Genomic DNA, 22,807 nt, shown 5'->3' with positions numbered 1-22,807 from the left:
GGAGGAACCACCCTTCATCCCTTACGGTTCCTCAGGAAGTGAACGTGTTTCCCGAGGGGGGTTTCCCGATGGCCGGCCCGGCAGCGCACCTCAGCCAGACCGAGCCGGCGGCCCGGCGTCCGTGGCCGGCCTGGACGGAGTGGATCGGCACCGCCGCCCGGCTCGGCCTCGCCGTGGTCTGGGGCTGGGCCGGACTGGCCAAGATCGCCGATCCGGCGGAGGCGGCCCAGGCGGTCCGCGCGTACGAGATCCTGCCCGAGTCGCTGGTCAAGCCGGTCGGCTACGCCCTGCCCTTCCTGGAGCTGGCGCTCGCGCTGCTGCTGGTGATCGGGCTCGGTGTCCGGCTGGTCGCGGGCGTGTCGGCGCTGCTGCTGCTCGCCTTCATCGCCGGGATCGCCTCGGCCTGGGCGCGCGGCATCTCGATCGACTGCGGCTGCTTCGGCGGCGGCGGGGCGGTGGACGCCTCGCAGACCGAGTACCTCCAGGAGATCCTGCGCGACACCGGGTTCCTGCTCCTGGCCGGCTGGCTGATCTGGCGCCCCCGCACCAAGTTCTCGGTGGACGGCTGGCTGGCGGCCTGAGCGGCCGCGGGCACCCATCCCCACACCCCTTTCCCCGCTAGTGGATGTCAAGGCGAACAGTGGATGTCAAGGCGATGAGCGAGAAGAACCGAGAAGGCAAGCGCACCGCCCGCGAGCGGATGCTGGCGGACCGGGCGGCCGACGAGGCCCGCGGCCGGCGCAAGAAGAAGCTGGTGATCGGCGGTGTGGTGCTGGCGGTGATCGCCGCCGCCGTGGTGACCGGCGTCGTGGTGCAGAACGAGCGCTCCAAGCCGGAGACCCCGACCGCCGCGCCGGCCGGCACCATCGGCGACAAGAACCTCGTCGTCCCGGTGGGCGCCGCCGACGCCCCGGCCGTGCTCACCGTCTACGAGGACCCGCGCTGCCCCGCCTGCGGCACCTTCGAGCGTGAATTCGCCTCCACCATCGACCAGTTGGAAGACGCGGGCAAGATCTACACCAACTACCACATCGTCTCGTTCATCGACCGGGCGGTGCCCGGCAAGGGCTCCAAGTACGGGGCCAACGCGCTGGGCTGCGCCCAGCAGGCCGGGCACTTCCGCGACTACCACGACGTGCTCTACCGCAACCAGCCGGACGAGACCAACGACGCCTTCGGCGACAAGGCCACCCTGATCAACCTCGCCAAGCAGGTCGACGGCCTGGCCACGCCGGCCTTCGAGGCCTGCGTCAACGACAACACCTACGGCGGCTGGGTCTCCGCGGTGCAGCAGGACTTCGACAAGTCCAGCTACAAGTCGACGCCGACGGTGCTGCTCAACGGCCAGCCGATCTACCCGAAGAACGGCAACGAGGAGATCACCCCGCAGAACCTGGTCACGTGGGTGGACGCCGCCAACCAGGGCAAGAAGCTGGGCACACCGGGTTCGCACGGGCAGTCCCCTGCGCCGACCGGCACCGCGCCGGAGAGCAACAACCCGTCGCCGAAAGCCGGCTGAGGCCGGCCCCGGCCGGTCGCCCGCCGCCCCTCCCCGTCCGGAGCGGGCGGCGGTGCGTCCGGCGTCCGGCCCGGCGTCCGGCACCCTGTTGTTCGGGATCTGTGACCCGCGGGGTGACCGGGGCGGGCCGCCGACCCTGTAGCGTCGGAGCTGCCATGGATATCGCCTACATTCCCAGCCCGTCGCGGGGTGTCCTCTACATCGGACCGATCCCGCTGCGCGCCTACGCCTTCTGCATCATCCTCGGTGTCGTCGTCGCCGTCTGGCTCGGCAGCAAGCGCTGGGTCGCCCGTGGTGGCGGCAAGCACACGGTCGGCGACATCGCCGTCTGGGCCGTGCCGTTCGGCCTGGTCGGCGGCCGGCTCTACCACGTGATCACCGACAACCAGCTCTACTTCGGCGAGGGGAAGAACCCCTGGAACGCCTTCAAGATCTGGGAGGGCGGCCTCGGGATCTGGGGTGCGATCGCGTTCGGCGCGGTCGGTGCCTGGATCGGTGCCCGCCGCCGGGGCGTGCCGCTGCCCGCCTACGCCGACGCCATCGCGCCGGGCATCGCGCTGGCCCAGGCGCTCGGCCGCTGGGGCAACTGGTTCAACCAGGAGCTGTACGGCCGGGAGACCACGCTGCCGTGGGGCCTGGAGATCGACAAGACGCTGCCCAACGGCGAGGTGGTCACCGGGATCTACCACCCGACCTTCCTCTACGAGTCGCTCTGGTGCGTGGGCGTCGCGGCGCTGGTGATCTGGGCGGACCGCCGGTTCACCCTCGGCCACGGCCGGGCCTTCGCGCTGTACGTGGCCGCGTACACGGTCGGCCGGTTCTGGACCGAGTGGCTGCGGATCGACGAGGCGCACACCTTCTTCGGGCTGCGGCTCAACGACTGGGTGGCGATCGCGGTCTTCATCTCCGCCGTCGTCTACCTCGTGATCGTCGGCAAGAAGCACCCCGGCCGGGAGGACCCGGCGACCATCGACCCGACCGCGACCGGCCCGTCCGACGCCGCCGAGCCCGTGGAGGCTCCGGGTTCCTCGGGTGACAGCCCGGCGGCGTCTCGCCCCTCGGACAAAAAGGTGGACGGCGAGTCGGCCCGGTCCGTCGCCGGGAGTGCCGACAAGGACGCCAAGAACCTCACCTGACCAGCTCTTTCCCCTGCCACCGGCCGCTCTCCCGACTTCCGCGGAGGGCGGCCGGAGGTGTGTTCGGACAGCCTTACTTTGCTGGAAGTGCCCAGGCCGGAAGGACTACGTTCGGGTCGTCGGACGATCGGACGGAGAGCCGGGACCGTGAGCGTGACCACCCTTGAACCCGAGGCCGGGCAACACCCCCGCGTGCCCGCCGCAGGGCACCACCGCGATGTGAACGGCGGTTGGCTGCGGCCGGCGGTGTTCGGTGCGATGGACGGGCTGGTCTCCAACTTCGCGCTGATGACCGGCGTCGTCGGGGGCGCGGCCTCCAGCGGCACGGTGGTGATCACCGGCCTCGCCGGTCTGGCGGCCGGTGCCTGCTCGATGGCGGCGGGGGAGTACACCTCGGTGGCCTCGCAGCGCGAGCTGGTGCAGGCGGAGATCGAGGCCGAGCGGCTGGAGCTGCGCCGCAACCCGCAGGGGGAGCTGGCCGAGCTGGCCGAGCTCTACGCCTCGCGCGGGGTCGATCCGGAGCTGGCGCGCGAGGTGGCCCGGCAGCTCTCCGCGGATCCGGAGCGGACCCTGGAGGTCCACGCCCGGGAGGAGCTGGGGGTGGACCCCAACGACCTGCCCTCGCCGTGGGTCGCGGCCGGGTCCTCGTTCGTCTGCTTCGCGGTCGGCGCGCTGCTGCCGCTGCTGCCGTACCTGCTGGGCGCGACCTCGCTGCTGCCCGCGGTGCTGCTCGCGACGGGCGGCCTCTTCCTCTGCGGTGCGGTGGTCGCCCGGGTGACGGCGCGGACCTGGTGGTTCAGCGGGCTGCGGCAGCTGGTGCTGGGCGGGGCGGCGGCCGCGGTGACGTATCTGCTGGGCATGCTCATCGGCGGGCAGGTCGGCTGACCGGGGCGCGCCGGGGGCCGCTGACCGGGGCCTGCCGGGGCTCTGTGGCGGCCGGGGCGGGGGAATCGTCGATTGCTACAGCAGGCTGCATGGTTATGCCGTGCAGCGCGTGACGTTCCGCACATGGGCCCGGATGCGCGGTCGTCCTAGTATCGGCCGAAGAGCCGCCGGTCCGAGGATTCCTTCGGTCCGATCGGCCTCGGAGGATCGAATCGCAGGCGCGCTCGTGGCGATCTTGTCGACGGGGGATTTCGGTCCCGTTTCGGTCCTCCGCGGCACGGGCACACTGGAGGGAGCGCGCAGTCGGCAAACCGACTCCTCCCGCTCGCACTACTCGCCGGTAATAGCCCCTGACCTGGGGTCATGTCCGCCATATGGACGAGATGTTCCACTTCTCGGGATCTCCGGCATCATGTAACCTGCACGAAATCGCAGAGGGCCAACGTCGTCCCTATTGCACGAAGCTCATTGCTCAAGACGACGACGGGAGAGCCGATGCTGTCTGCATCCATGCACTCCGCCAACGAGCCCCAGGCCGGCGCCGCCCGCCCGCCGTACGCGCTCGTTCCGGATGCGCGACCTGCTGCTCAGGGCCTGTACGACCCGAGGAACGAGCACGACGCCTGTGGCGTCGGCTTCGTCGCCACGCTGACCGGCATCGCCGACCACACGATCGTCGAGCAGGCGCTCACCGTCCTGCGCAACCTGGAGCACCGGGGTGCCACCGGCGCCGAGCCGGACTCCGGTGACGGCGCGGGCATCCTGACCCAGGTCCCCGACGCCTTCCTGCGCGCCAAGGTCTCCTTCGAGCTGCCCGCCGCCGGCTCCTACGCGGTCGGCATCGCCTTCCTGCCCGACGAGGACGAGGCCGCCGCCGCCGCCGTCGCGCAGATCGAGGCCATCGCCGCGGAGGAGGACCTCACCGTCCTCGGCTGGCGCGACGTCCCGGTCACCCCCGACCTGCTGGGCGCCACCGCCCGCTCGGTGATGCCGCGCTTCCGCCAGGTGTTCCTGGCCAAGGACGGCAGCGAGGGCATCACCCTCGACCGGCTCGCGTTCGTCGTCCGCAAGCGCTCCGAGCGCGAGGCCGGCGTGTACTTCCCGTCGCTCTCCGCGCGCACCATCGTCTACAAGGGCATGCTGACCACCGGCCAGCTGGAGCCCTTCTTCCCCGACCTGTCGGACCGGCTCTACGCCTCCGCGCTCGGTCTGGTGCACTCGCGCTTCTCCACCAACACCTTCCCGAGCTGGCCGCTCGCCCACCCGTACCGCTTCGTCGCGCACAACGGCGAGATCAACACGGTCAAGGGCAACCGGAACTGGATGACCGCCCGCGAGTCCCAGCTCGCCACCGACCTCATCCCGGCCAACAAGAACGGGCAGGGGCTCGACCGGATCTTCCCGATCTGCACCCCGGACCACTCCGACTCGGCCTCCTTCGACGAGGTCCTGGAGCTGCTCCACCTCGGCGGACGCTCGCTGCCGCACTCGGTGCTGATGATGATCCCGGAGGCGTGGGAGAACCACGCCACCATGGAGCCGGCCCGCCGCGCGTTCTACCAGTACCACTCCAACCTGATGGAGCCCTGGGACGGCCCGGCCTGCGTCACCTTCACCGACGGCACCCAGATCGGCGCCGTGCTGGACCGCAACGGCCTGCGCCCGGCCCGCTACTGGATCACCGAGGACGGCCTGGTCGTCCTCTCCTCCGAGGTCGGCGTGCTCGACATCGAGCAGGAGAAGGTCGCCCGCAAGGGCCGGCTGCAGCCCGGCAAGATGTTCCTCATCGACACCGCGGAGCACCGCATCGTCGAGGACGAGGAGATCAAGTCCGCGCTGGCGTCCGAGCACCCCTACGCGGAGTGGGTCGACGGCGGCCAGATCCAGCTCGCCAAGCTGCCCGAGCGCGAGCACATCGCGCACACCCACGCGTCGGTGACCCGCCGCCAGCAGACCTTCGGGTACACCGAGGAGGAGCTGCGGGTCATCCTCGCGCCGATGGCCCGCACCGGTGGCGAGGCGCTCGGCTCGATGGGCACCGACAGCCCGATCGCGGCGCTCTCCGAGAAGCCGCGGCTGCTGTTCGACTACTTCGTGCAGCTCTTCGCGCAGGTCACCAACCCGCCGCTGGACGCCATCCGCGAGGAGCTCGTCACCTCGCTGCTGAGCAACCTCGGCCCCGAGGGCAACCTGCTGACCGCCGAGGCCGCCTCCTGCCGCTCGGTCGGCATCACCTTCCCGGTGATCGACAACGACGAGCTGGCCAAGCTCGTCCACATCAACCACGACGGGGACCAGCCCGGCCTCAAGGCCGTCACGCTCTCCGGCCTGTACAAGGTCGCCACCGGCGGCGAGGGCCTGGCCGCGCGGCTGGCCGAGATCGCCGCCGAGGCCGACGCCGCGATCGCCGACGGCGCCCGGATCGTGGTGCTCTCGGACCGGCACTCGGACGCCGAGCACGCGCCGATCCCCTCGCTGCTGCTCACCTCCGCGATCCACCACCACCTGATCCGCACCAAGCAGCGCACCCAGGTGTCGCTGCTGGTCGAGGCCGGCGACGTCCGCGAGGTGCACCACGTCGCGCTGCTGATCGGCTACGGCGCCGGCGCGGTCAACCCGTACCTGGCCATGGAGTCCGTCGAGGACCTCGTCGCCCAGGGAGTCTTCATCGAGGGCGTCGAGCCCGAGCGGGCCATCAAGAACCTGATCAAGGCGCTCGGCAAGGGCGTGCTCAAGGTCATGTCCAAGATGGGCATCTCCACCGTCGCCTCCTACCGCGGCGCGCAGGTCTTCGAGGCGATCGGCCTCTCCCAGGAGCTGGTCGGCTCCTACTTCGCGGGCACCACCACCAAGCTCGGCGGCATCGGCCTCGACGAGATCGCCAAGGAGGTGGCCGCCCGCCACGCCAAGGCGTACCCCGCCTCCGGCATCCCCGCCGCGCACCGCGCGCTGGAGATCGGCGGCGAGTACCAGTGGCGCCGCGAGGGAGAGCCGCACCTGTTCGACCCGGACACCGTCTTCCGGCTGCAGCACTCCACCCGCAACCGCCGGTACGACATCTTCAAGCAGTACACCGACCGGGTGAACGAGCAGTCCGAGCGCCTGATGACGCTGCGCGGCCTGTTCCGCCTCGACACCCTCGGCCGCACCCCGATCTCCGTCGACGAGGTCGAGCCGGTCTCCGAGATCGTCAAGCGCTTCTCCACCGGTGCCATGTCCTACGGCTCCATCTCGCTGGAGGCGCACGAGACGCTGGCCATCGCGATGAACCGGCTCGGCGGCAAGTCCAACACCGGTGAGGGCGGCGAGGACCCGGACCGCCTCTACGACCCCGAGCGCCGCTCGGCGATCAAGCAGGTCGCCTCCGGCCGGTTCGGCGTCACCTCCGAGTACCTGGTCAACGCGGACGACATCCAGATCAAGATGGCCCAGGGCGCCAAGCCCGGCGAGGGCGGCCAGCTGCCCGGCCACAAGGTCTACCCGTGGGTCGCCAAGACCCGGCACTCCACCCCGGGTGTCGGCCTGATCTCCCCGCCGCCGCACCACGACATCTACTCCATCGAGGACCTCGCCCAGCTGATCCACGACCTCAAGAACGCCAACCCGGCGGCCCGCATCCACGTGAAGCTGGTCTCCGAGGTCGGCGTCGGCACGGTCGCGGCCGGCGTCTCCAAGGCGCACGCGGACGTCGTGCTGGTCTCCGGCCATGACGGCGGCACCGGCGCCTCGCCGCTCACCTCGCTCAAGCACGCGGGCGGTCCCTGGGAGCTCGGCCTCGCCGAGACCCAGCAGACCCTGCTGCTCAACGGCCTGCGCGACCGCATCGTGGTGCAGACCGACGGCCAGCTGAAGACCGGCCGCGACGTCGTCATCGCCGCGCTGCTGGGCGCCGAGGAGTTCGGCTTCGCCACCGCCCCGCTGGTCGTCTCCGGCTGCATCATGATGCGCGTCTGCCACCTGGACACCTGCCCGGTCGGCGTCGCCACCCAGAACCCGGTGCTGCGCGAGCGCTTCTCCGGCAAGCCCGAGTTCGTCGTCAACTTCTTCGAGTTCATCGCCGAGGAGGTCCGCGAGATCCTCGCCGAGCTGGGCTTCCGCTCGATCGAGGAAGCGGTCGGCCACGCCGAGCACATCAACGCCCAGGCCGCGATCGAGCACTGGAAGGCCGCCGGGCTCGACCTGGCGCCGCTGTTCCACGTCCCCGAGCTGCCCGAGGGCGCGGCCCTGCACCGCACCACCACGCAGGACCACGCGCTCGACAAGGCGCTGGACAACCAGCTGATCGACCTCGCCCAGGACGCCCTGGAGCGCGGCGACGCCGTCCGCATCCAGCTGCCGATCCGCAACGTCAACCGCACGGTCGGCACCATGCTCGGCCACGAGGTGACCAAGCGGTACCGCGGCGAGGGCCTGCCGGAGGGGACCATCGACGTCACCTTCACCGGCTCGGCCGGGCAGTCGTTCGGCGCCTTCCTGCCGAAGGGCATCACGCTGCGCCTGGAGGGCGACGCCAACGACTACGTCGGCAAGGGCCTCTCCGGCGGCGTGGTGATCGTCCGCCCGGCCCGCGAGGCGGCCGCGATCGGCGCCGACGCGCAGAGCCACGTGATCGCCGGCAACACCATCGGCTACGGCGCCACCAGCGGCCGCGTGCACCTGCGCGGCAAGGCCGGCGAGCGCTTCGCCGTCCGCAACTCCGGTGCCACCCTGGTGGTCGAGGGCGTCGGCGACCACGGTCTGGAGTACATGACCGGCGGCCGGGTCGTCATCCTCGGCGAGACCGGGCGCAACCTGGCGGCGGGCATGTCCGGCGGCGTCGCCTACGTGCTGGACCTGCGGCCCGCGAACGTCAACGACGGCATGGTGGGCATCGAGGCCCCGAGTGCCGCCGACCGCGAATGGCTGCGGGAGACCGTGCAGCAGCACTACGAGGAGACCGGCTCCACCGTCGCCGCCGAGCTCCTGGCCGACTGGGGCAGCGGGGTCTCCCGCTTCTCCACGATCATGCCGACCGACTACAAGGCTGTGCTCGCCGCCAAGGACGCCGCTGAGCGCGATGGACTCTCCGAGTCCGAGACCACTCGCAAGATGATGGAGGCGGCACGTGGCTGACCCCAAGGGCTTCCTGACCACCGGCAAGCAGCTGGCCGAGCGCCGGCCCGTGGACGTCCGTCTGCGGGACTGGAACGAGGTCTACGTCGAACGCAGCCTCCTGCCGATCATCAGCAAGCAGGCCGGCCGCTGCATGGACTGCGGCATCCCGTTCTGCCACAACGGCTGCCCGCTCGGGAACCTCATCCCCGAGTGGAACGACCTGGCCTACCGGGACGACTTCGTCGGCGCGATCGAGCGGCTGCACGCGACCAACAACTTCCCGGAGTTCACCGGGCGGCTCTGCCCGGCTCCCTGCGAGTCCGCGTGCGTGCTGGGCATCAACCAGGACGCGGTGACCATCAAGAACGTCGAGGTCACCATCATCGACAAGGCCTGGGACCGGGGCGGCGTCACGCCGCAGATCCCCGAGCGGCTCTCCGGCAAGACGGTCGCCGTGGTGGGCTCCGGCCCGGCCGGCCTGGCCGTCGCCCAGCAGCTCACCCGGGCCGGGCACACCGTGGTGGTGTACGAGCGCGCCGACCGCGTGGGCGGCCTGCTGCGCTACGGCATCCCCGAGTTCAAGATGGAGAAGCGCCACATCAACCGCCGCATCGAGCAGATGCGGGCGGAGGGCACCCGGTTCCGCACCGGCGTCCACGTGGGCGAGGACATCACCGGCCAGCAGCTGCGCGAGCGCTTCGACGCGGTGGTCGTGGCCGCCGGTGCGACGACCGCCCGCGACCTGCCGGTGCCCGGGCGCGAGCTCAAGGGCATCCACCAGGCGATGGAGTACCTGCCGCTGGCCAACAAGGTGCAGGAGGGCGACTTCGTCGACTCGCCGATCAGCGCCAAGGGCAAGCACGTCATCGTCATCGGCGGCGGCGACACCGGCGCGGACTGCCTCGGCACCGCGCTGCGCCAGGGGGCGGCCTCGGTCACCCAGCTGGAGATCATGCCGCGCCCCAGCGACGAGCGCCCCGGCCACCAGCCCTGGCCGACCATGCCGATGACCTACAAGGTCACCTCGGCCCACGAGGAGGGCGGCGAGCGGGTCTACGCCGTCAACACCACCCACTTCACGGGCGACGAGGACGGCAACGTCCAGGAGCTGCACCTGGTCGAGGTCGAGTTCCGGGACGGCCGCTTCGAGCCGGTCCCCGGCACCGAGCGGGCGATCCCGGCCCAGCTGGTCACCCTGGCCATGGGCTTCACCGGCACGGACGTGAAGAACGGCCTGGTCGAGCAGCTTGGCGTCGACCTGGACGCTAGGGGTAATGTGGCCCGGGACGGGAAGTTCGCCACCAATGTCGATGGCGTCTACGTCTGCGGGGACGCCGGTCGTGGCCAGTCGCTGATCGTCTGGGCCATCGCGGAGGGCCGTTCGGCCGCCGCCGCGGTGGACAAGTACCTGGGCGGCAAGACCCCGCTGCCCGCCCCGATCCGCCCGACGGACCGCCCGCTGGTGGTCTGACCCCCGGCCGGACCGCCGGCGGCCACTCCCGCCGGTGGACCCGTCCACCCCCAGAGCGCCCGGCACCGCAACGCCGGGAGTACGAGCCGCTCCTCCCGCCAGTGTCGCCGGGCCAAACGCGGTCCCACGGCGCCTGCCCTCTCCCCGACCAAGTTGAGGGCAGGTGCCGCTTTCGTGCGCCCGCCGCGGTGGCGGTTCAGACCCGGGGCGTCGCCGGGGCGATCGTGACGGTGGGGCGGGGGAGGCCCGGATCGCCGGGCCGGGGCGGCAGCCCCCGGTTGTTCCCCCCAGCGGTGACCGTCAGGACGGCGAACACCAGGGCCGTGAGGGCCAGCACGGTGAGCAGCAGGGCGGCGGGGCTCGGGCGGCGTCGGCGCATGGCGCTTGGACGGGCCGGGGGCCGCGGCGGTTCCGGGCCCCGGCCGCGCGGCGGTCTTCGTGCCTCAGCCGCGCGGCGGCGGTTCTCGGGGCTCAGCCGCGCAGCAGCAGTTCCGCGGCCTCGGTGCGCAGGTAGAGGACGGTGCGGCCGGCGCGGTGGCGGGCGGCCAGGCCCGCTCCGCGCAGGGCCGTGAGGTGGTGCGACACGTTGGCGGCCGACAGGCCGGTCCGGGCGGCGAGTTCGGTGGTCGAGGCGGGGGCGTCGAGTTCGGCGAGCAGCCGGGCCCTGGTCCGCCCGATCACCCGGGCCAGGCCGTCGGGCACGGTGGCGCCGGAGGTCTCCCAGAGCGTGGCCACCCCGCGCGGCGGGTAGACCAGGCCGGGCTGCCAGGGCGGGTTCTGCTGGGAGAAGACGCCCGGCCAGGCGAACACGGTGGGGGCCAGGACCAGGCCCCGCTCGCCGTCCAGCCGTCGCTGCACGTCCACCCGGCGGTGGTCGATCCGCAGGGTGTCGCGCTCCCAGCTCACCTGGGGGTGCAGGTCGGCGAAGAGCGCGGCCGGGCCGCCCGTCGACATCTGGCGGGCCCGCCGCAGGATCTCGCCCTCGGTGAGGCGCTGGATGCGCGGCCAGTGGGGGGCGATCGCCGCCGTCCAGTAGGCCCGCACCTCGGCGGCCAGCCGGGCCGTGCCCGCCTCCGGATCGGCCCGCAGTTCGGCGACCAGTGGCGGGAGTTCCCCGCCGAGCCGGTCGAGGTCCCGGCGGACGACGGCCGGGTCGGTGGCGGCCAGCGCGGCCACCGACTGCTCGATGGTGGGCGAGGAGTGGGTCGGCACCGGGGTCAGGAAGTCCGGTACGTACACCGTGGGCAGCCGGATCAGCTCGGACAGCAGCTCCCAGCCGACGCCCTCCAGCCGCCGCCGGGCCTGCCGCACCCACGGCAGGTGGACGGCGTGCCGGCCCGGCTCCTTCAGCACCTCGACGCTGGTGGCGACCTCGGACAGCGGGGAGCAGGCGAAGCGCGTCCGGGCGAGGTCCTGGGCCGAGAACTCCCAGACGAGCATGGCGGCCTCCGGCGAGGATTCGAGCAGGATGGAATCTCTGGGCAGGGATGATCATGCCCGAGAACCTGGGGCCATGACCACCGCGACCGCCACACCCGCCCCGCTGCGCGACCGACTGGGCCTGCCGGACACCTCCGGCCGGACCGGGCTGGTCGGCGCCCACCTGATCGACAGCCTCGGCACCGGGCTGATCCTCGCCTTCACCCTCGTCTACTTCGCCCGCACCACCGGCCTGGCCGTCGCCGCCGTCGGCGCCGCGATCACCGCCGCCCGGCTGCTCGCCCTGCCCACCGCGATCGGCGTCGGCCCGCTGATCGACCGCTACGGGGCCCGGGTGGTGGCGGCCGCCGGCAACGCGCTCTCCGCGCTCGCCTTCGGCGGCTACCTGCTCGCCCAGCAGCTCTGGCAGATCGTGCTGGTCTGCCTGCTCGCCCAGATCGGCCACGTCGCCTACTGGACCGCCAGCACCGGCCTGGTGGTGCTGGCCTCCGCCGAGGGGGAGCGGACCCGCTGGTTCGCGCTGGTGCAGACGCTGCGCAACGCCGGGCTCGGCCTCGGCGGGGCGCTGGGCGCCCTCCTGGTGGCCGGCGGCGGCACCGGGAGCCTGCGGCTGCTGGTGGCGCTCAACGGCGTCAGCTACGTCGTCGCGACCGTCCTGCTGGCCACCTGGCGGCCGGCCCCGGCGGCCGCGCCGGCGGAGGAGACGGCCCCGGCGGAGGAGACGGCCCCGGCCGAGGAGGCGGGCGGCTACCGCGCGGTGCTGCGCGACCGCCGGTACCTGCTGCTGGTCGCCGTCAACCTCACCTTCGTCTTCGGCTCGATGATCCTGAGCATGCTGCTCGCCGTCTACCTCACCGAGGGCCTGCACCGCGAGGCCTGGGTGGCCGGTTCGCTGCTGGTGCTCAACGGCCTCCAGGTCGTCCTCACCGGCAACCTGGTGGCCGGGCGGCTGGAGCGGTTCCGGCCGACCAGGGTGCTCGCCGCCGCCTCGCTCCTCAACGCCCTCGCCTTCGGCGCCTTCGCCCTGGTGGCCGCCGCCCCCGGCTGGGCCGTCCTCGCCGCGCTCTACGCCGCGATGTTCCTCTACAACCTCGCCGAGACCATGGCCACCCCCTTCCGGGAGGAGCTCAGCGTCTCGCTCGCCGACCCCGGGCTGCGCGGCCGCTACCTGGCGGTCTACCAACTGTCCTGGAACATCGGCCAGGCCGTCGCTCCCGCCCTGCTCACCCTGCTGCTGGGGCGCGGCGCCGCCTGGCCGTGGCTGTTCCTGCTGGTCCTGAGCCTGGCCGCGGTACCCGGGCTGCTACGCCTGGAACGCGATCGCTGACGGACTGTTGTTTGTCCGTGTCAGATGGCAGACTGCGGCCGACGGCCGGGGGGCTGCGCGACGTGCGGAGGGTGACGCGATGAGCATGACTCAGGCAGGCGGAGGTGCCACGGTACGGCGCCTGCTACTGGGGTCCCAACTGCGAAGGCTGCGGGAGGCCAGAGGCGTCAGCCGGGAGGAGGCCGGGTACTCGATCCGCGCCTCCGAGTCGAAGATCAGCCGGATGGAACTCGGCCGGGTCGGCTTCAAGGAGCGCGACGTCGCCGACCTGCTCACGCTGTACGGGGTCGAGGCCGAGCAGGAGCGGGCCTCGGTGCTCGGGCTGGTCCGCGACGCCAACGCGACGTCCTGGTGGCACGGTTACGGCGACGTGCTGCCGGGCTGGTTCCAGACCTACCTCGGCCTGGAGGAGGCCGCCACCGAGATCCGCAGCTACGAGGTGCAGTTCGTCCACGGGTTGCTGCAGACCGCCGACTACGCGCGGGCGGTGATCACCCACGGCGGCCACGTCACCGAGGCCGACGAGGTCGAGCGGCGGGTCGAGGTCCGGCTGAAACGCCAGCGGGTGCTCACCGCCGACCGGGCGCCGCGACTGCTCGCCGTCCTGGACGAGGCCGCACTGCGCCGCCCCTGGGGCGGGCCCGAGCTGATGCGGGCGCAGATCGACCGGCTGCTGGAGCTGACCGAACTGCCCAACGTCGTGCTCCAGGTGATGCCGCTGCGCTTCGGCGGGCTGCGCGCCGAGGGCGGCGCCTTCTCGGTACTGAGCTTCGCCGAACCGGAGCTCGCGGACGTCGTCTACCTGGAGCAGTTCACCACCGCGCTCTACCTGGACAAGCCCGCCGAGGTGGCCGAGTACTCCGGCGCGGCGGACGGTCTGGTGGCCGACAGCCTCACCCCCGAGCTGACCCGGGAACTTCTTCGCTCCGTACGCCAAGAACTGTGAGGCGTCAGTACGATGAGCCCTGATCAGATCTGATCGAGGAGAGCCTGCGGGCTTTCCCGCAGCTTTCCCGAATCAGCACGAGAGGGATCAGATGTCGTACCTTTCCGAGTTGGTGCTGCAGTACATCGACGGCGAGTGGCGGACCGGCAGCGGCTCCTGGGACATCGTCGACGTCGACCCCTACACCGGCGACAAGCTCGCCACCATCACCGTCGCCACCGTCGAGGAGGTCGACCGGGCGTACCGCGCGGCCGAGCGGGCGCAGAAGGAGTGGGCCGCCACCAACCCCTACGCGCGCCGGCTGGTCTTCGAGCGCGCGCTGCGCATCGTCGAGGAGCGCGAGGCGGAGATCACCGAGGCGATCATGGCCGAGCTGGGCGGCACCGCCCTCAAGGCCGGGTTCGAACTCTCCCTCACCAAGGACATGCTGCGCGAGTCGATGCAGCTGTCGCTGCGCGCCGAGGGCCGGCTGCTGCCCTCGCCGGTGGAGGGCAAGGAGAACCGCCTGTACCGCCTCCCGGTCGGCGTGGTCGGTGTGATCAGCCCGTTCAACTTCCCGCTGTTCCTGTCGCTGAAGGCGGTCGCGCCGGCCCTCGCGCTCGGCAACGGCGTGGTGCTCAAGCCGCACCAGGAGACCCCGGTGGTCGGTGGCACGCTGATCGCCAGGATCTTCGAGGAGGCGGGCCTGCCGGCCGGTCTGCTGAACGTCGTCATCACCGACATCGCCGAGATCGGGGACGCCTTCATCGAGCACCCCGTCCCCAAGGTGATCTCCTTCACCGGCTCGGACAAGGTCGGCCGGCACGTCGCCACCGTCGCCGCCTCGCACTTCAAGCGCACGGTGCTGGAGCTCGGCGGCAACAGCGCGCTGATCGTGCTCGACGACGCCGACCTGGACTACGCGGTCGACGCCGCGGTGTTCAGCCGCTTCGCCCACCAGGGCCAGGTCTGCATGGCGGCCAACCGGGTGCTGGTCGACCGCAGCGTCGAGGCGGAGTTCACCGAGCGGTTCGTCCGCAAGGTCGCCACGCTGCGGGTCGGCGACCCGAAGGACCCGGCCACCCAGATCGGCCCGCTGATCAACCCGGTGCAGGCCGACGCCATCACCGCCCAGGTCGACCAGGCGATCGCCGGCGGGGCCACCGCCCTGCTGCGCGGTGAGACCAACGGCAGCCTGATGGACCCGGTCGTGCTCGGCGGCCTGCCGGCCGGCGCGCCGATCCTGCAGCGCGAACTCTTCGGCCCGGTCGTCCTGGTGGTGCCGTTCGACGGTGAGGACGAGGCGGTCCGGATCGCCAACGACACCCCCTTCGGGCTCAGCGGCGCCGTGCACACGGCGGACGTGGAGCGCGGTGTGCGGGTGGCGCAGCGGATCGAGACCGGCATGATCCACGTCAACGACGGGACCATCGCCGACGAGGCCGTGGTGCCGTTCGGCGGCGAGAAGAACTCCGGGGTGGGCCGCCTCAACGGCGAGTCCACGGTGGACGCCTTCACCACGGTGAAGTGGATCTCCATCCAGCACGGGCGCAGCCGCTTCCCGTTCTGACCCCTCGGGCCCGCCGGGCCGGACGCGGGCGCCCCGCCACCCGGACCACCGGTGGCGGGGGCCCAACCCGCCGCGCGGGCGCCCGGGCTCAGCGGGGGTAGCGGATCAGCTCGGTGGTGGTGAGCTCGAAGGCGAACGGCTCCGGGACGGGCACCCGGTCGCCGAACCCGCCGCTCCACCGGCGGCGGTAGACGCCGTTGCCGGGTTCGGAGTGGAGGGTGAGCGTGCCGTCGCGCGGGTCGATCACCAGGTACAGCGGGATCTGCATCAGCGGGTAGTCGCGGACCTTGCCGACCAGGTCGTTCTCCGGATTCGAGGGCGAGACGATCTCGACCGCGATCGCCGCCAGCTCTGCCGGGACGTCGTTGCCGCCGAGCTCGACCACCGAGACCGGGATGTAGGTGAGGTCCGGATTGCGCAGCTTGCCGACGTTCGGCGAGGCGAGGTCGGTGTTCTCGCTGGGCATCAGGTCGGACGGCCGGTGCGCGTCGAACTGCTCCCGGACGATCAGCAGGTTGCGTTGGTGGATCACCGACGGCCCCGCCATCATGATGATCTCGTCGCCGGAGATCTCGATCTTCCACCCCGACGGCGGAGTCAGGCCCTGCGCGTACGCCAGGAGCTGGGCATGTCGTTCGGGGACACGGAACTCGGTCATGCCGCCATCCTCCCACCGCGACGGGCCCGCCGGGCCGGACGCGGGCGCCCCGCCACCGGGGAAGGGGTGGCGGGGCGGTCGCGGCGGTCGTGGGGCGGGCGGGGTCAGAACACCGGGCGGCCGGCCCGGACCAGGCGCCAGGACTCGGCGGCGAAGTCGGCCGGGTCGATGACGCCCCGGGCCTTCACCCAGGCGATCATCGCGTTGCGGATCTCGTCCGAGTTGGCCCACACCTTCGGGGCGGCCGCGACGTGCGGGAAGTTGCCGCCGCCGTTGGCACGGTAGTTGTTCACCGCGAGGACGAACTGGGCGGCGGGGTCGACCGGCTTGCCCTCGAAGGTGAGGTTGACGATCCGCGAGCCGGCCGGCTGGGCGATGTCGATGTCGTAGCCCAGGCCGTACACCGAGTCGTAGTTGTAGTCCGGGGTGTTCTGCGCGTTGGTCAGGGTGGCCTTGTCGACCGGCGCGTCCGGGGCGAGCTGGTTGTAGTACCGGGCCGAGAACTCCAGGTAGTCCTTGAGCTGGGCGCCCGTCAGGATGCGGGCCTCCAGGGTGTTCTCGTAGATGTACAGGCCCGCCGCGTCGCGCAGCTTGACCTGGCCGGACGGGATCACGGCGGTGCGGTTGAAGGGCGCGGCCTGCGCGAGCACCGGCAGCTTGGCGTACTGGCCGCCGGCCAGCGCCTCCTTGACCACGTCGGCCTGGACGCGGCCGATCAGGTCGATGATCGGGACGTCCCGGAACGGCGCCTCGGCGATCGACAGCTCGATCTTCGCGGTGCCGATGACCTGGTTGACGTACTCGACCACCTTCTTGTGCTGGTCGGTCATCAGGCCGACGATCTCCGGGTCCTCCGGGACGGTGTTGGAGTTCAGCACCCGGGAGGAGAGCGAGACCACCTTCCAGGCGCCGTTGTCCAGCTCCACCTCGAAGTCGAAGCAGGTCAGCCGCTGGCCCCAGCAGAGCGGCTCGGAGAGCACGACCGTCCGGCCGGTCTCCTTGTTGACGACCAGCCGCTGCGGGATCTCCTTGTGCGCGTGGCCCACCAGGACGGCGTCGATGCCCGCGACCTGCTCGGCCAGCGCGACCGAGGCGTTCTCCGCCCACGGCAGCTGGTCGCCGTAGGAGGTGGCCTCGTCCATGCCGGAGTGGCAGGCCACCACGACGACGTCCGCGCCGGCCGCGCGGACCTTGGGCACCCAGACCTTCGCGGTCTCCACGATGCCGGGGAAGGTCATCTTGCCGGCGACGTTCGCCTTGTCCCAGATCGCGATGCCCGGGTTGGTCAGGCCCAGGATGCCGACCTTGAGGGCCGGCCCGTTGCCCAGCCGCAGCTTGCGGATCACGTACGGCGGGAAGGCCGGCTTGTCGGTGCGGGCGTTCAGCGCGTTGGCGCCCAGCAGCGGGAAGTCCAGCTGCTCCTCGTAGGCGCGCAGGGTGTCGATGCCGTAGTTGAACTCGTGGTTGCCGAGCGCCGCGGCCGTGTACTCCATGGTGTTCATGGCGAGCGCCATCGGGTGCTCGGGCGCGGTGTCGGCCTCGGTGGCGATCGGGTCGACCCGGGCGTAGTAGTAGGTCAGCTGGGTGCCCTGGATGGTGTCGCCGGCGTCGATCAGCAGGGTGCGGTCCCAGCCCTTCTCCTCGCGGACCTGCTTGGCCAGCGTGGAGATCTTGGCGAGGCCGACCTCGTTGTGCGCCTTGTCGGCGTAGACCGCGTCGGTGAAGTAGTCCCAGTTGAGCACCCGGCCGTGCAGGTCGGTGGTGCCCATGACGGTGAAGGCCTGCTTCTTGGCCCGCCCCTTGGCGCGGGCCTCGTCCGGGCCCGCCGCCGCGGCGGGCGTGGCGGCGACGAGGCCGGCGCCGCCGGCCAGGGCGGCGCCGGCGGCGGTGGCGGCGGACCGGGCGACGAAGTCACGACGGTTCAGAGGCATGGACGGCTCTCCCGGGTGGGGACGGCGAATGGGTCGTCAGGTGTGGTGACGCGCGTAGAGGTACGCGCGTAGAAGTGTGCCGCGCGACCCGGCCGATGGGTAGCCCCGAAACGTTTCCAGCAGGTGAGATCTTGGCGACTCGTTCGTGACACCCCCGCACCGGCATCGCGCACCGTACCCGCCGCGGCCGCAGAACAGGTCACCCGCCGCGGCCGGAAAGGCGGCCACCCGCCGCGCCGGCGGACGGGACGCGGCGGGCGGGTGGCCGAAGGACGGGCGCGGGGCCTAGATGTACCCCTCGCGGACCGCGTGGGCGACCGCGTGGGCCCGATTGCGCAACTGCAGCCGGGTCGTCAACCCGTGCAGGACGTTCTTGACCGTGCGCTCGGAGTACGACAACCGGGCCGCGATCTCACCCGTGTCCCAGCCCTCGGCGACCAGCCGCAGCACGTCCGACTCCCGCTCGGACAGCCCCGACGGCGCATGGCCCGGCATCCCCTGGACGCTCCGCTGCAACCGGCCCACCTGGCTGATCAGCCGCCCCAGCAGGTCCGCCGGCAGATCACCGTCACCCCGGGCCGCCGCCAGCACCGCCCGGCCCAGCCGCTCGGCGGTGGCCTCCCGGCGCCAGATGATCGCGGCCACGCCGCACTCCACCGCCTCCAGCAGCTCGGCCTCGCGCATCCGCTCGACGACCAGCACCACCCGCTGCTCGGCACCGCGCACCAGCCGCCGCAGGTTCGCCATCACGGCGGCGTCCGCCGACTCGGCCAGCAGCACGGTGACCGCCCCCGGTGTGGTCGGCGCACCCGGCGCCGGATCCAACAGCTCCAGCCCCGGGTGACGGCGCAGCTGCGCCTCCGCCCCGGCCCGCGAGATCGGGTCCGCGGCCTGGACGACGACGCTGGTCCGGCCACCGCTGGACGGGGGAGCGGCGGACGGGGCGACGTGCCGGGCGGACATCGGACGCTGCGGCGGCACCATCCGCTGGCCCGCCGACGCGGGAGCGTGCCTGGGCACGGCCCGGCGTTCGTGGTCGGTGTGCAGGACAGTCAAGCTGGCCCCCTCCTGGAAAATCCCCGGCTCGCGGCCGGACGGCGGTGCGCCGCGACCAGGCCCTTGCGGGCCCGGCGGGCACAGGCGTGCGGCGTGCGATGCGGGAACGACGACGGCCCCCCGGTAGGCTCCATGGTCCCCGCCACGGGCGGCCACGGCCATCGTGGTCCACCACGAGATCGGCCACCCGACGGCAACGGAGCAGCGCAGCGCCGCGCGGACACGCGGACGACGGGCGCGGCCCCGGCCCGGGCGGGGGCGGTGCGGGGCGCGGAGGGCAGCCGGACGGATCGGGCGGGGGTGGGGTGCGGAGCGGCTCCGAAAGGGGTGCGACGAGAATCACAGCTCTAACCGAGCCGCTGACACGGCGTCAAGCCGTTTCCCTGCACAACGGGGAAAAGTGCCCGTCCGGTCATCGGCGGGCGTCGCGGGAGGGAAGCAGATGAGTACCGTCAGGACGCGCCGACACCAGCAGGACCGGACCGTCGCCGCACCACCGCACCTCGCGGCCCGCGACCCCCAGCTGCGCCGGATCGCCGCCCTCGCCACCCGTGCCCGGACCGGCACCGGCGGCGTCCTGCTGGTCACCGGCGCCGCCGGCACCGGCCGCAGCGCCCTGCTCGCCGAAGCCGCCCGTCGCGAGGCCGCCCACGGCACCACCGTGCTGTGGGCCCGCTGCTCCGTCGACGAGGCCACCACCCCCTACGCCGCCGCCCGCCAGCTGTTCGAGGCCGCCCCCGGCCAGGGCACACCGCCCCCCGGGGCCGGCCGCACCGCCCCCGGCACCGACACCGACACCGACACCGACCTCTGGGCCCTGCTGCGCCTGCACGCCGCCCACAGCCCCGTCCTGCTCGCCGTCGACGACATCCACCTCGCCGACCGGGCCTCCCGGGACTGGCTGCTCCAGCTCGCCCGCCGGATCGACCGGCTGCCCGTCCTCCTGCTGGCCACCGAACGCCGCCAGAGCGCCCTCGGCAGCCCGCCCGCCCGCTTCGGCCGCGGCCTGCCCCCCGGACTGGCCGACACCACCCGGCTCGACCCCCTCGACACCACCGCCGCCACCCGGCTCGCCGAACTCCACCTCGGCCTCGGCGCCCCGCCCGCCCTCGCCGACGACTGCGTCCGCGCCACCGGCGGCAACCCGCTGCTGCTCACCGCACTCCTCGCCGACCTGCGCGACCACCCCGACGAGTGCTGCCCCGCCGCCTTCACCGCCCTGCCCGCCCCGCCCGCCCTCGTCGCCCTCCCGGCCCTGCCCGCGCCCCGCGCCCTCACCACCCTCCGCGCCCTGCCCGACAGCTGCGCCCGGATGCCCGGCGGCGCCTTCCCCGAGGCCGTCGAACAGTGGCTGCGCGGCGGCGGCGACCGCGCCCTCACCGCCGCCCGCGTCCTCGCCCGGATGCAGGAACACCCCGCCGCCCGCACCGCCCCCCTGCCCGGCGCCGGGGACTTCGACCCGGTACCGATGCTCGCCGAACTCGCCGGCGCCGACCCCGACCAGATCACCGGCTGGCTCGCCGAGCTCACCACCCAGAAGCTGCTCGACGACCCCGGCCCCGGCCGCTGGCCCCGCTTCGCCCACCCGCTGCTCACCGACGCCGTCCTGGCCGGCCACGAACCCGGCCACCGCGCCCGCGTCCACCGCGCCGCCGCCGAGTTCCTGCACCGCACCGGAGCACCCGATGAACGCGTCGCCGGACACCTCCTGCTCACCCCCGCCCCCGCCCCGCGCTGGGCCGCGGAAGCCCTGCGCCGCGCCGCCCGCAAGGCCGCCGAGGCCGACCGCCCCGAGGACGCCGTCACCCTGCTGCGCCGGGTCCTCACCGAGCCGCTCAACGACCGCCGGCGCGGCCTGCTGCTCACCGAGCTCGGCGGCCTGGAGGTCACCCTCGGCCCGGCCGAGCGCACCGCGGGCGTCCGCCACCTCGCCGAGGCCGTGCACCTCCAGCAGTCCGACGAAGGCGTCTTCCAGACCGCCAACACGCTCGGCGCCGTACTGGCCGCCCGCGGCGACGCCCCCGCGGCGCTGGAACTGATGGAGGAACTGGCCGAACGCTTCGCCGACCGCGACGACCTCGTCCACGCCGTCCAGGCCGCCGCCGCACTGATCGCCGCGCACGACGGCCACAGCTGGCTCCAGGTGGTCGAGGGCGTCCAGCGGTTCGCCGCCCGCACCCAGCACCGGCTCGCACCGCCCGCGTACGCGCTGCTCACCGAGTTCGACTCGACCAGCGGGGTGCTCTCCGCGGCCGAGGTCGCCGCCCGGGTCAAGGACCTGCTCGACGCCCCGGTCGACCCGCTCTGCCGCTCCTACGTCCTGGTCTCCGCCGCCACCCTGGCCCAGTGGGCGGACCTGCTGCCCGAGGCGGACCGGCTGGTGGCGCGCGGCCTGGCCGCGTACCGGGGGCCCTCGCTGGACCCCGGCTACCAGTGCCTGCTGAGCGTGCGCGCCGAGAGCCGGGTGATGCGCGGCGAGTACCAGGCGCTGCTCGACGACCTCGCGCTGACCGGATCGTCCGCCGCGTCGGCCGCCGCCGCGTCCGCGCCCGCCGCCTGCGCGGGGCCCGCCGCGCTCCCGGGACCGGCGCCCGCCCCCGCCCAGGCGGCCCCGCCCGCCCCCGCCCAGGCGGCCCCGCCCGCCCCCGCCCAGGCCGTCCGTCAGGGGCTGCGGACCGGCGCCCGCGGCCGGTCCGGCGGCGAGAGCGCCGAGCGGCCCGAACGCCACGAGCGCTCCGTCTGGTCCTGGTGGTGCGGGACACCGGCGGACACCGGCCCGGGCGCCACCGGACCGGGCCACCCGGGCGCCTGCGCCCCGGGCACCGCGGACCCGCACCTCGTGGACCGCGACGTCACCACCCCGGGCGCCGCGACCGCGCCCGGTGAACCGGCCGAAGCCGACGCGCAGGCCCCCGCCACCTACGCCGGCCTGCTCGGCCAGCAGAACGCCCACCTCGTCGCCCAGGCCGTCATCGCCCTCACCGAGACCGGCCGCTACTGGCAGGCCCACGGCCTCGCCCGCGCCGTCGCCGCCGACCGCGCCCAGGGCTCCTGGGAGTGGAACGAGTACCTGTACGCCCGCGGCCTGCTCCGACTCGCCACCGGCGAACCGGCCGAAGCCCTCGTCGACCTGATGGAATGCGGCCGCCGCCAAGGCGAACGGCACGTCCTCAGCCCCATCGTCACCCCCTGGCGCTCCGCCGCCGCCGACTGCCACACCGCCCTCGGCGAACCCGGCCCCGCCGTCGCCCTCGCCGAGGAGGAACTGCGGCTCGCCCGGATCTGGGGCACCCCGCGCACCGTCGGCCGCGCCCTGCGCGCCCTCGGCGCCGCCACCGGCGGCCGCCACGGACTCGACCTCGCCGCCGAGGCCGTCGAGCTCCTGCGCACCGCCGAGATCGAGACCGAACTCATCCCCGCACTGATCACCCACGGCCGCCTGCTCGCCGACGGCGGCCGCCGCGGCGCCGCCCGCCGCGCCCTGCGCGAGGCCGCCGGCCGCGCCGAACGGCTCGGCGCGATACGACTGCGGGCCGTCGCCGTCGAGGCGCTCCGCGCCAGCGGCGCCCGGCGCGGCCGCGGCGAGCACGCCGGCGCCGAGGCACTCACCGACAGCGAACTGCGGATCTGCCGCCTGGCCACGGCCGGACACTCCAACGCCGAGATCGCCGCCATGCTGCACCTGGCCGTCCGGACCGTGGAGACCCACCTGACCAACAGCTTCCGCAAACTCGGCGTCCGCCGCCGGGCGGAACTCGCCGGCGCCCTGGAGACGTGACCGGCCCGCGCCGACAC

The 22,807-nt window shown here is 73.1% G+C and carries 15 protein-coding genes; 10 read left to right on the top strand and 5 right to left on the bottom strand.

All coding sequences use genetic code 11. From position 1 onward, the window contains the following. The first annotated feature begins 68 nt into the window (after positions 1-68). The 6 genes from ABZ497_RS00815 to ABZ497_RS00790 all read left to right on the top strand — a co-directional run bounded on the left by ABZ497_RS00815 (position 69) and on the right by ABZ497_RS00790 (position 10,105). Positions 69-581 carry a MauE/DoxX family redox-associated membrane protein gene (locus tag ABZ497_RS00815; RefSeq protein WP_329487206.1) on the top strand — a complete coding sequence of 171 codons (513 nt, stop codon included), beginning with the start codon at positions 69-71 and terminating at the stop codon, positions 579-581. Positions 582-655: 74 nt separating this feature from the next. Continuing rightward, entirely contained in the window at positions 656-1,519 is an 864-nt protein-coding gene (locus ABZ497_RS00810) for a thioredoxin domain-containing protein (protein WP_359802460.1), read from the top strand. A 155-nt stretch (positions 1,520-1,674) separates the two neighbouring features. Continuing rightward, positions 1,675-2,655, top strand: coding sequence for a prolipoprotein diacylglyceryl transferase (gene lgt / locus ABZ497_RS00805; RefSeq protein WP_359802459.1), 981 nt, complete (start codon positions 1,675-1,677; stop codon positions 2,653-2,655). A gap of 153 nt (positions 2,656-2,808) precedes the next feature. Further along, positions 2,809-3,540 (top strand): VIT1/CCC1 transporter family protein, encoded by a 732-nt coding sequence (locus tag ABZ497_RS00800; RefSeq protein ID WP_329487203.1) that lies wholly within the window; start codon positions 2,809-2,811, stop codon positions 3,538-3,540. A 510-nt stretch (positions 3,541-4,050) separates the two neighbouring features. After that, positions 4,051-8,652 carry a glutamate synthase large subunit gene (gene gltB / locus ABZ497_RS00795; protein WP_359802989.1) on the top strand — a complete coding sequence of 1,534 codons (4,602 nt, stop codon included), beginning with the start codon at positions 4,051-4,053 and terminating at the stop codon, positions 8,650-8,652. Continuing rightward, entirely contained in the window at positions 8,645-10,105 is a 1,461-nt protein-coding gene (locus ABZ497_RS00790) for a glutamate synthase subunit beta (protein WP_329487202.1), read from the top strand. Before gltB ends, ABZ497_RS00790 begins: the two co-directional genes overlap by 8 nt. A 196-nt stretch (positions 10,106-10,301) precedes the next feature. Here the strand turns inward: ABZ497_RS00790 and ABZ497_RS00785 are convergent, their stop codons facing one another. Together ABZ497_RS00785 and ABZ497_RS00780 are read right to left on the bottom strand one after the other, a co-directional pair. Continuing rightward, positions 10,302-10,484: a hypothetical protein gene (locus ABZ497_RS00785; protein ID WP_359802457.1), complete on the bottom strand. Its 183-nt coding sequence runs from the start codon at positions 10,482-10,484 to the stop codon at positions 10,302-10,304. A gap of 92 nt (positions 10,485-10,576) precedes the next feature. Further along, the gene (locus ABZ497_RS00780) at positions 10,577-11,545 is read right to left on the bottom strand and encodes a DUF5937 family protein (RefSeq protein WP_359802455.1); all 969 of its coding nucleotides are present in this window, start codon (positions 11,543-11,545) and stop codon (positions 10,577-10,579) included. Between the two features lie 73 nt (positions 11,546-11,618). Between ABZ497_RS00780 and ABZ497_RS00775 the strand changes: the two genes are divergently transcribed. From ABZ497_RS00775 to ABZ497_RS00765, 3 genes are all read left to right on the top strand, one after another. Continuing rightward, positions 11,619-12,872 carry an MFS transporter gene (locus tag ABZ497_RS00775; RefSeq protein ID WP_359802452.1) on the top strand — a complete coding sequence of 418 codons (1,254 nt, stop codon included), beginning with the start codon at positions 11,619-11,621 and terminating at the stop codon, positions 12,870-12,872. A gap of 79 nt (positions 12,873-12,951) precedes the next feature. After that, positions 12,952-13,818: a helix-turn-helix transcriptional regulator gene (locus tag ABZ497_RS00770; RefSeq protein WP_359802450.1), complete on the top strand. Its 867-nt coding sequence runs from the start codon at positions 12,952-12,954 to the stop codon at positions 13,816-13,818. Between the two features lie 91 nt (positions 13,819-13,909). Next, a complete protein-coding gene (locus ABZ497_RS00765; RefSeq protein ID WP_359802447.1) occupies positions 13,910-15,367 on the top strand; it encodes an aldehyde dehydrogenase family protein in 1,458 nt (485 codons plus the stop codon). 88 nt (positions 15,368-15,455) lie between these two features. Here the strand turns inward: ABZ497_RS00765 and ABZ497_RS00760 are convergent, their stop codons facing one another. From ABZ497_RS00760 to ABZ497_RS00750, 3 genes are all read right to left on the bottom strand, one after another. Continuing rightward, positions 15,456-16,025, bottom strand: a complete 570-nt coding sequence (locus ABZ497_RS00760; RefSeq protein WP_329487197.1) for a Uma2 family endonuclease — start codon at positions 16,023-16,025, stop codon at positions 15,456-15,458. A gap of 104 nt (positions 16,026-16,129) precedes the next feature. Continuing rightward, entirely contained in the window at positions 16,130-17,956 is a 1,827-nt protein-coding gene (locus ABZ497_RS00755) for a 5'-nucleotidase C-terminal domain-containing protein (protein WP_359802444.1), read from the bottom strand. Between the two features lie 285 nt (positions 17,957-18,241). Further along, positions 18,242-18,919, bottom strand: coding sequence for a response regulator transcription factor (locus tag ABZ497_RS00750; protein WP_329492076.1), 678 nt, complete (start codon positions 18,917-18,919; stop codon positions 18,242-18,244). Between the two features lie 535 nt (positions 18,920-19,454). Between ABZ497_RS00750 and ABZ497_RS00745 the strand changes: the two genes are divergently transcribed. After that, positions 19,455-22,790, top strand: coding sequence for an AAA family ATPase (locus tag ABZ497_RS00745; protein WP_359802441.1), 3,336 nt, complete (start codon positions 19,455-19,457; stop codon positions 22,788-22,790). Positions 22,791-22,807 lie beyond the last annotated feature (17 nt).

Origin of the sequence: Kitasatospora sp. NPDC005751 (genome assembly GCF_040630835.1) — a bacterium.
Lineage (GTDB): Bacteria > Actinomycetota > Actinomycetes > Streptomycetales > Streptomycetaceae > Kitasatospora.
The sequence above is the reverse complement of the archived record's forward strand: the minus strand, read 5'-3'. Positions and strand labels throughout refer to the sequence as shown.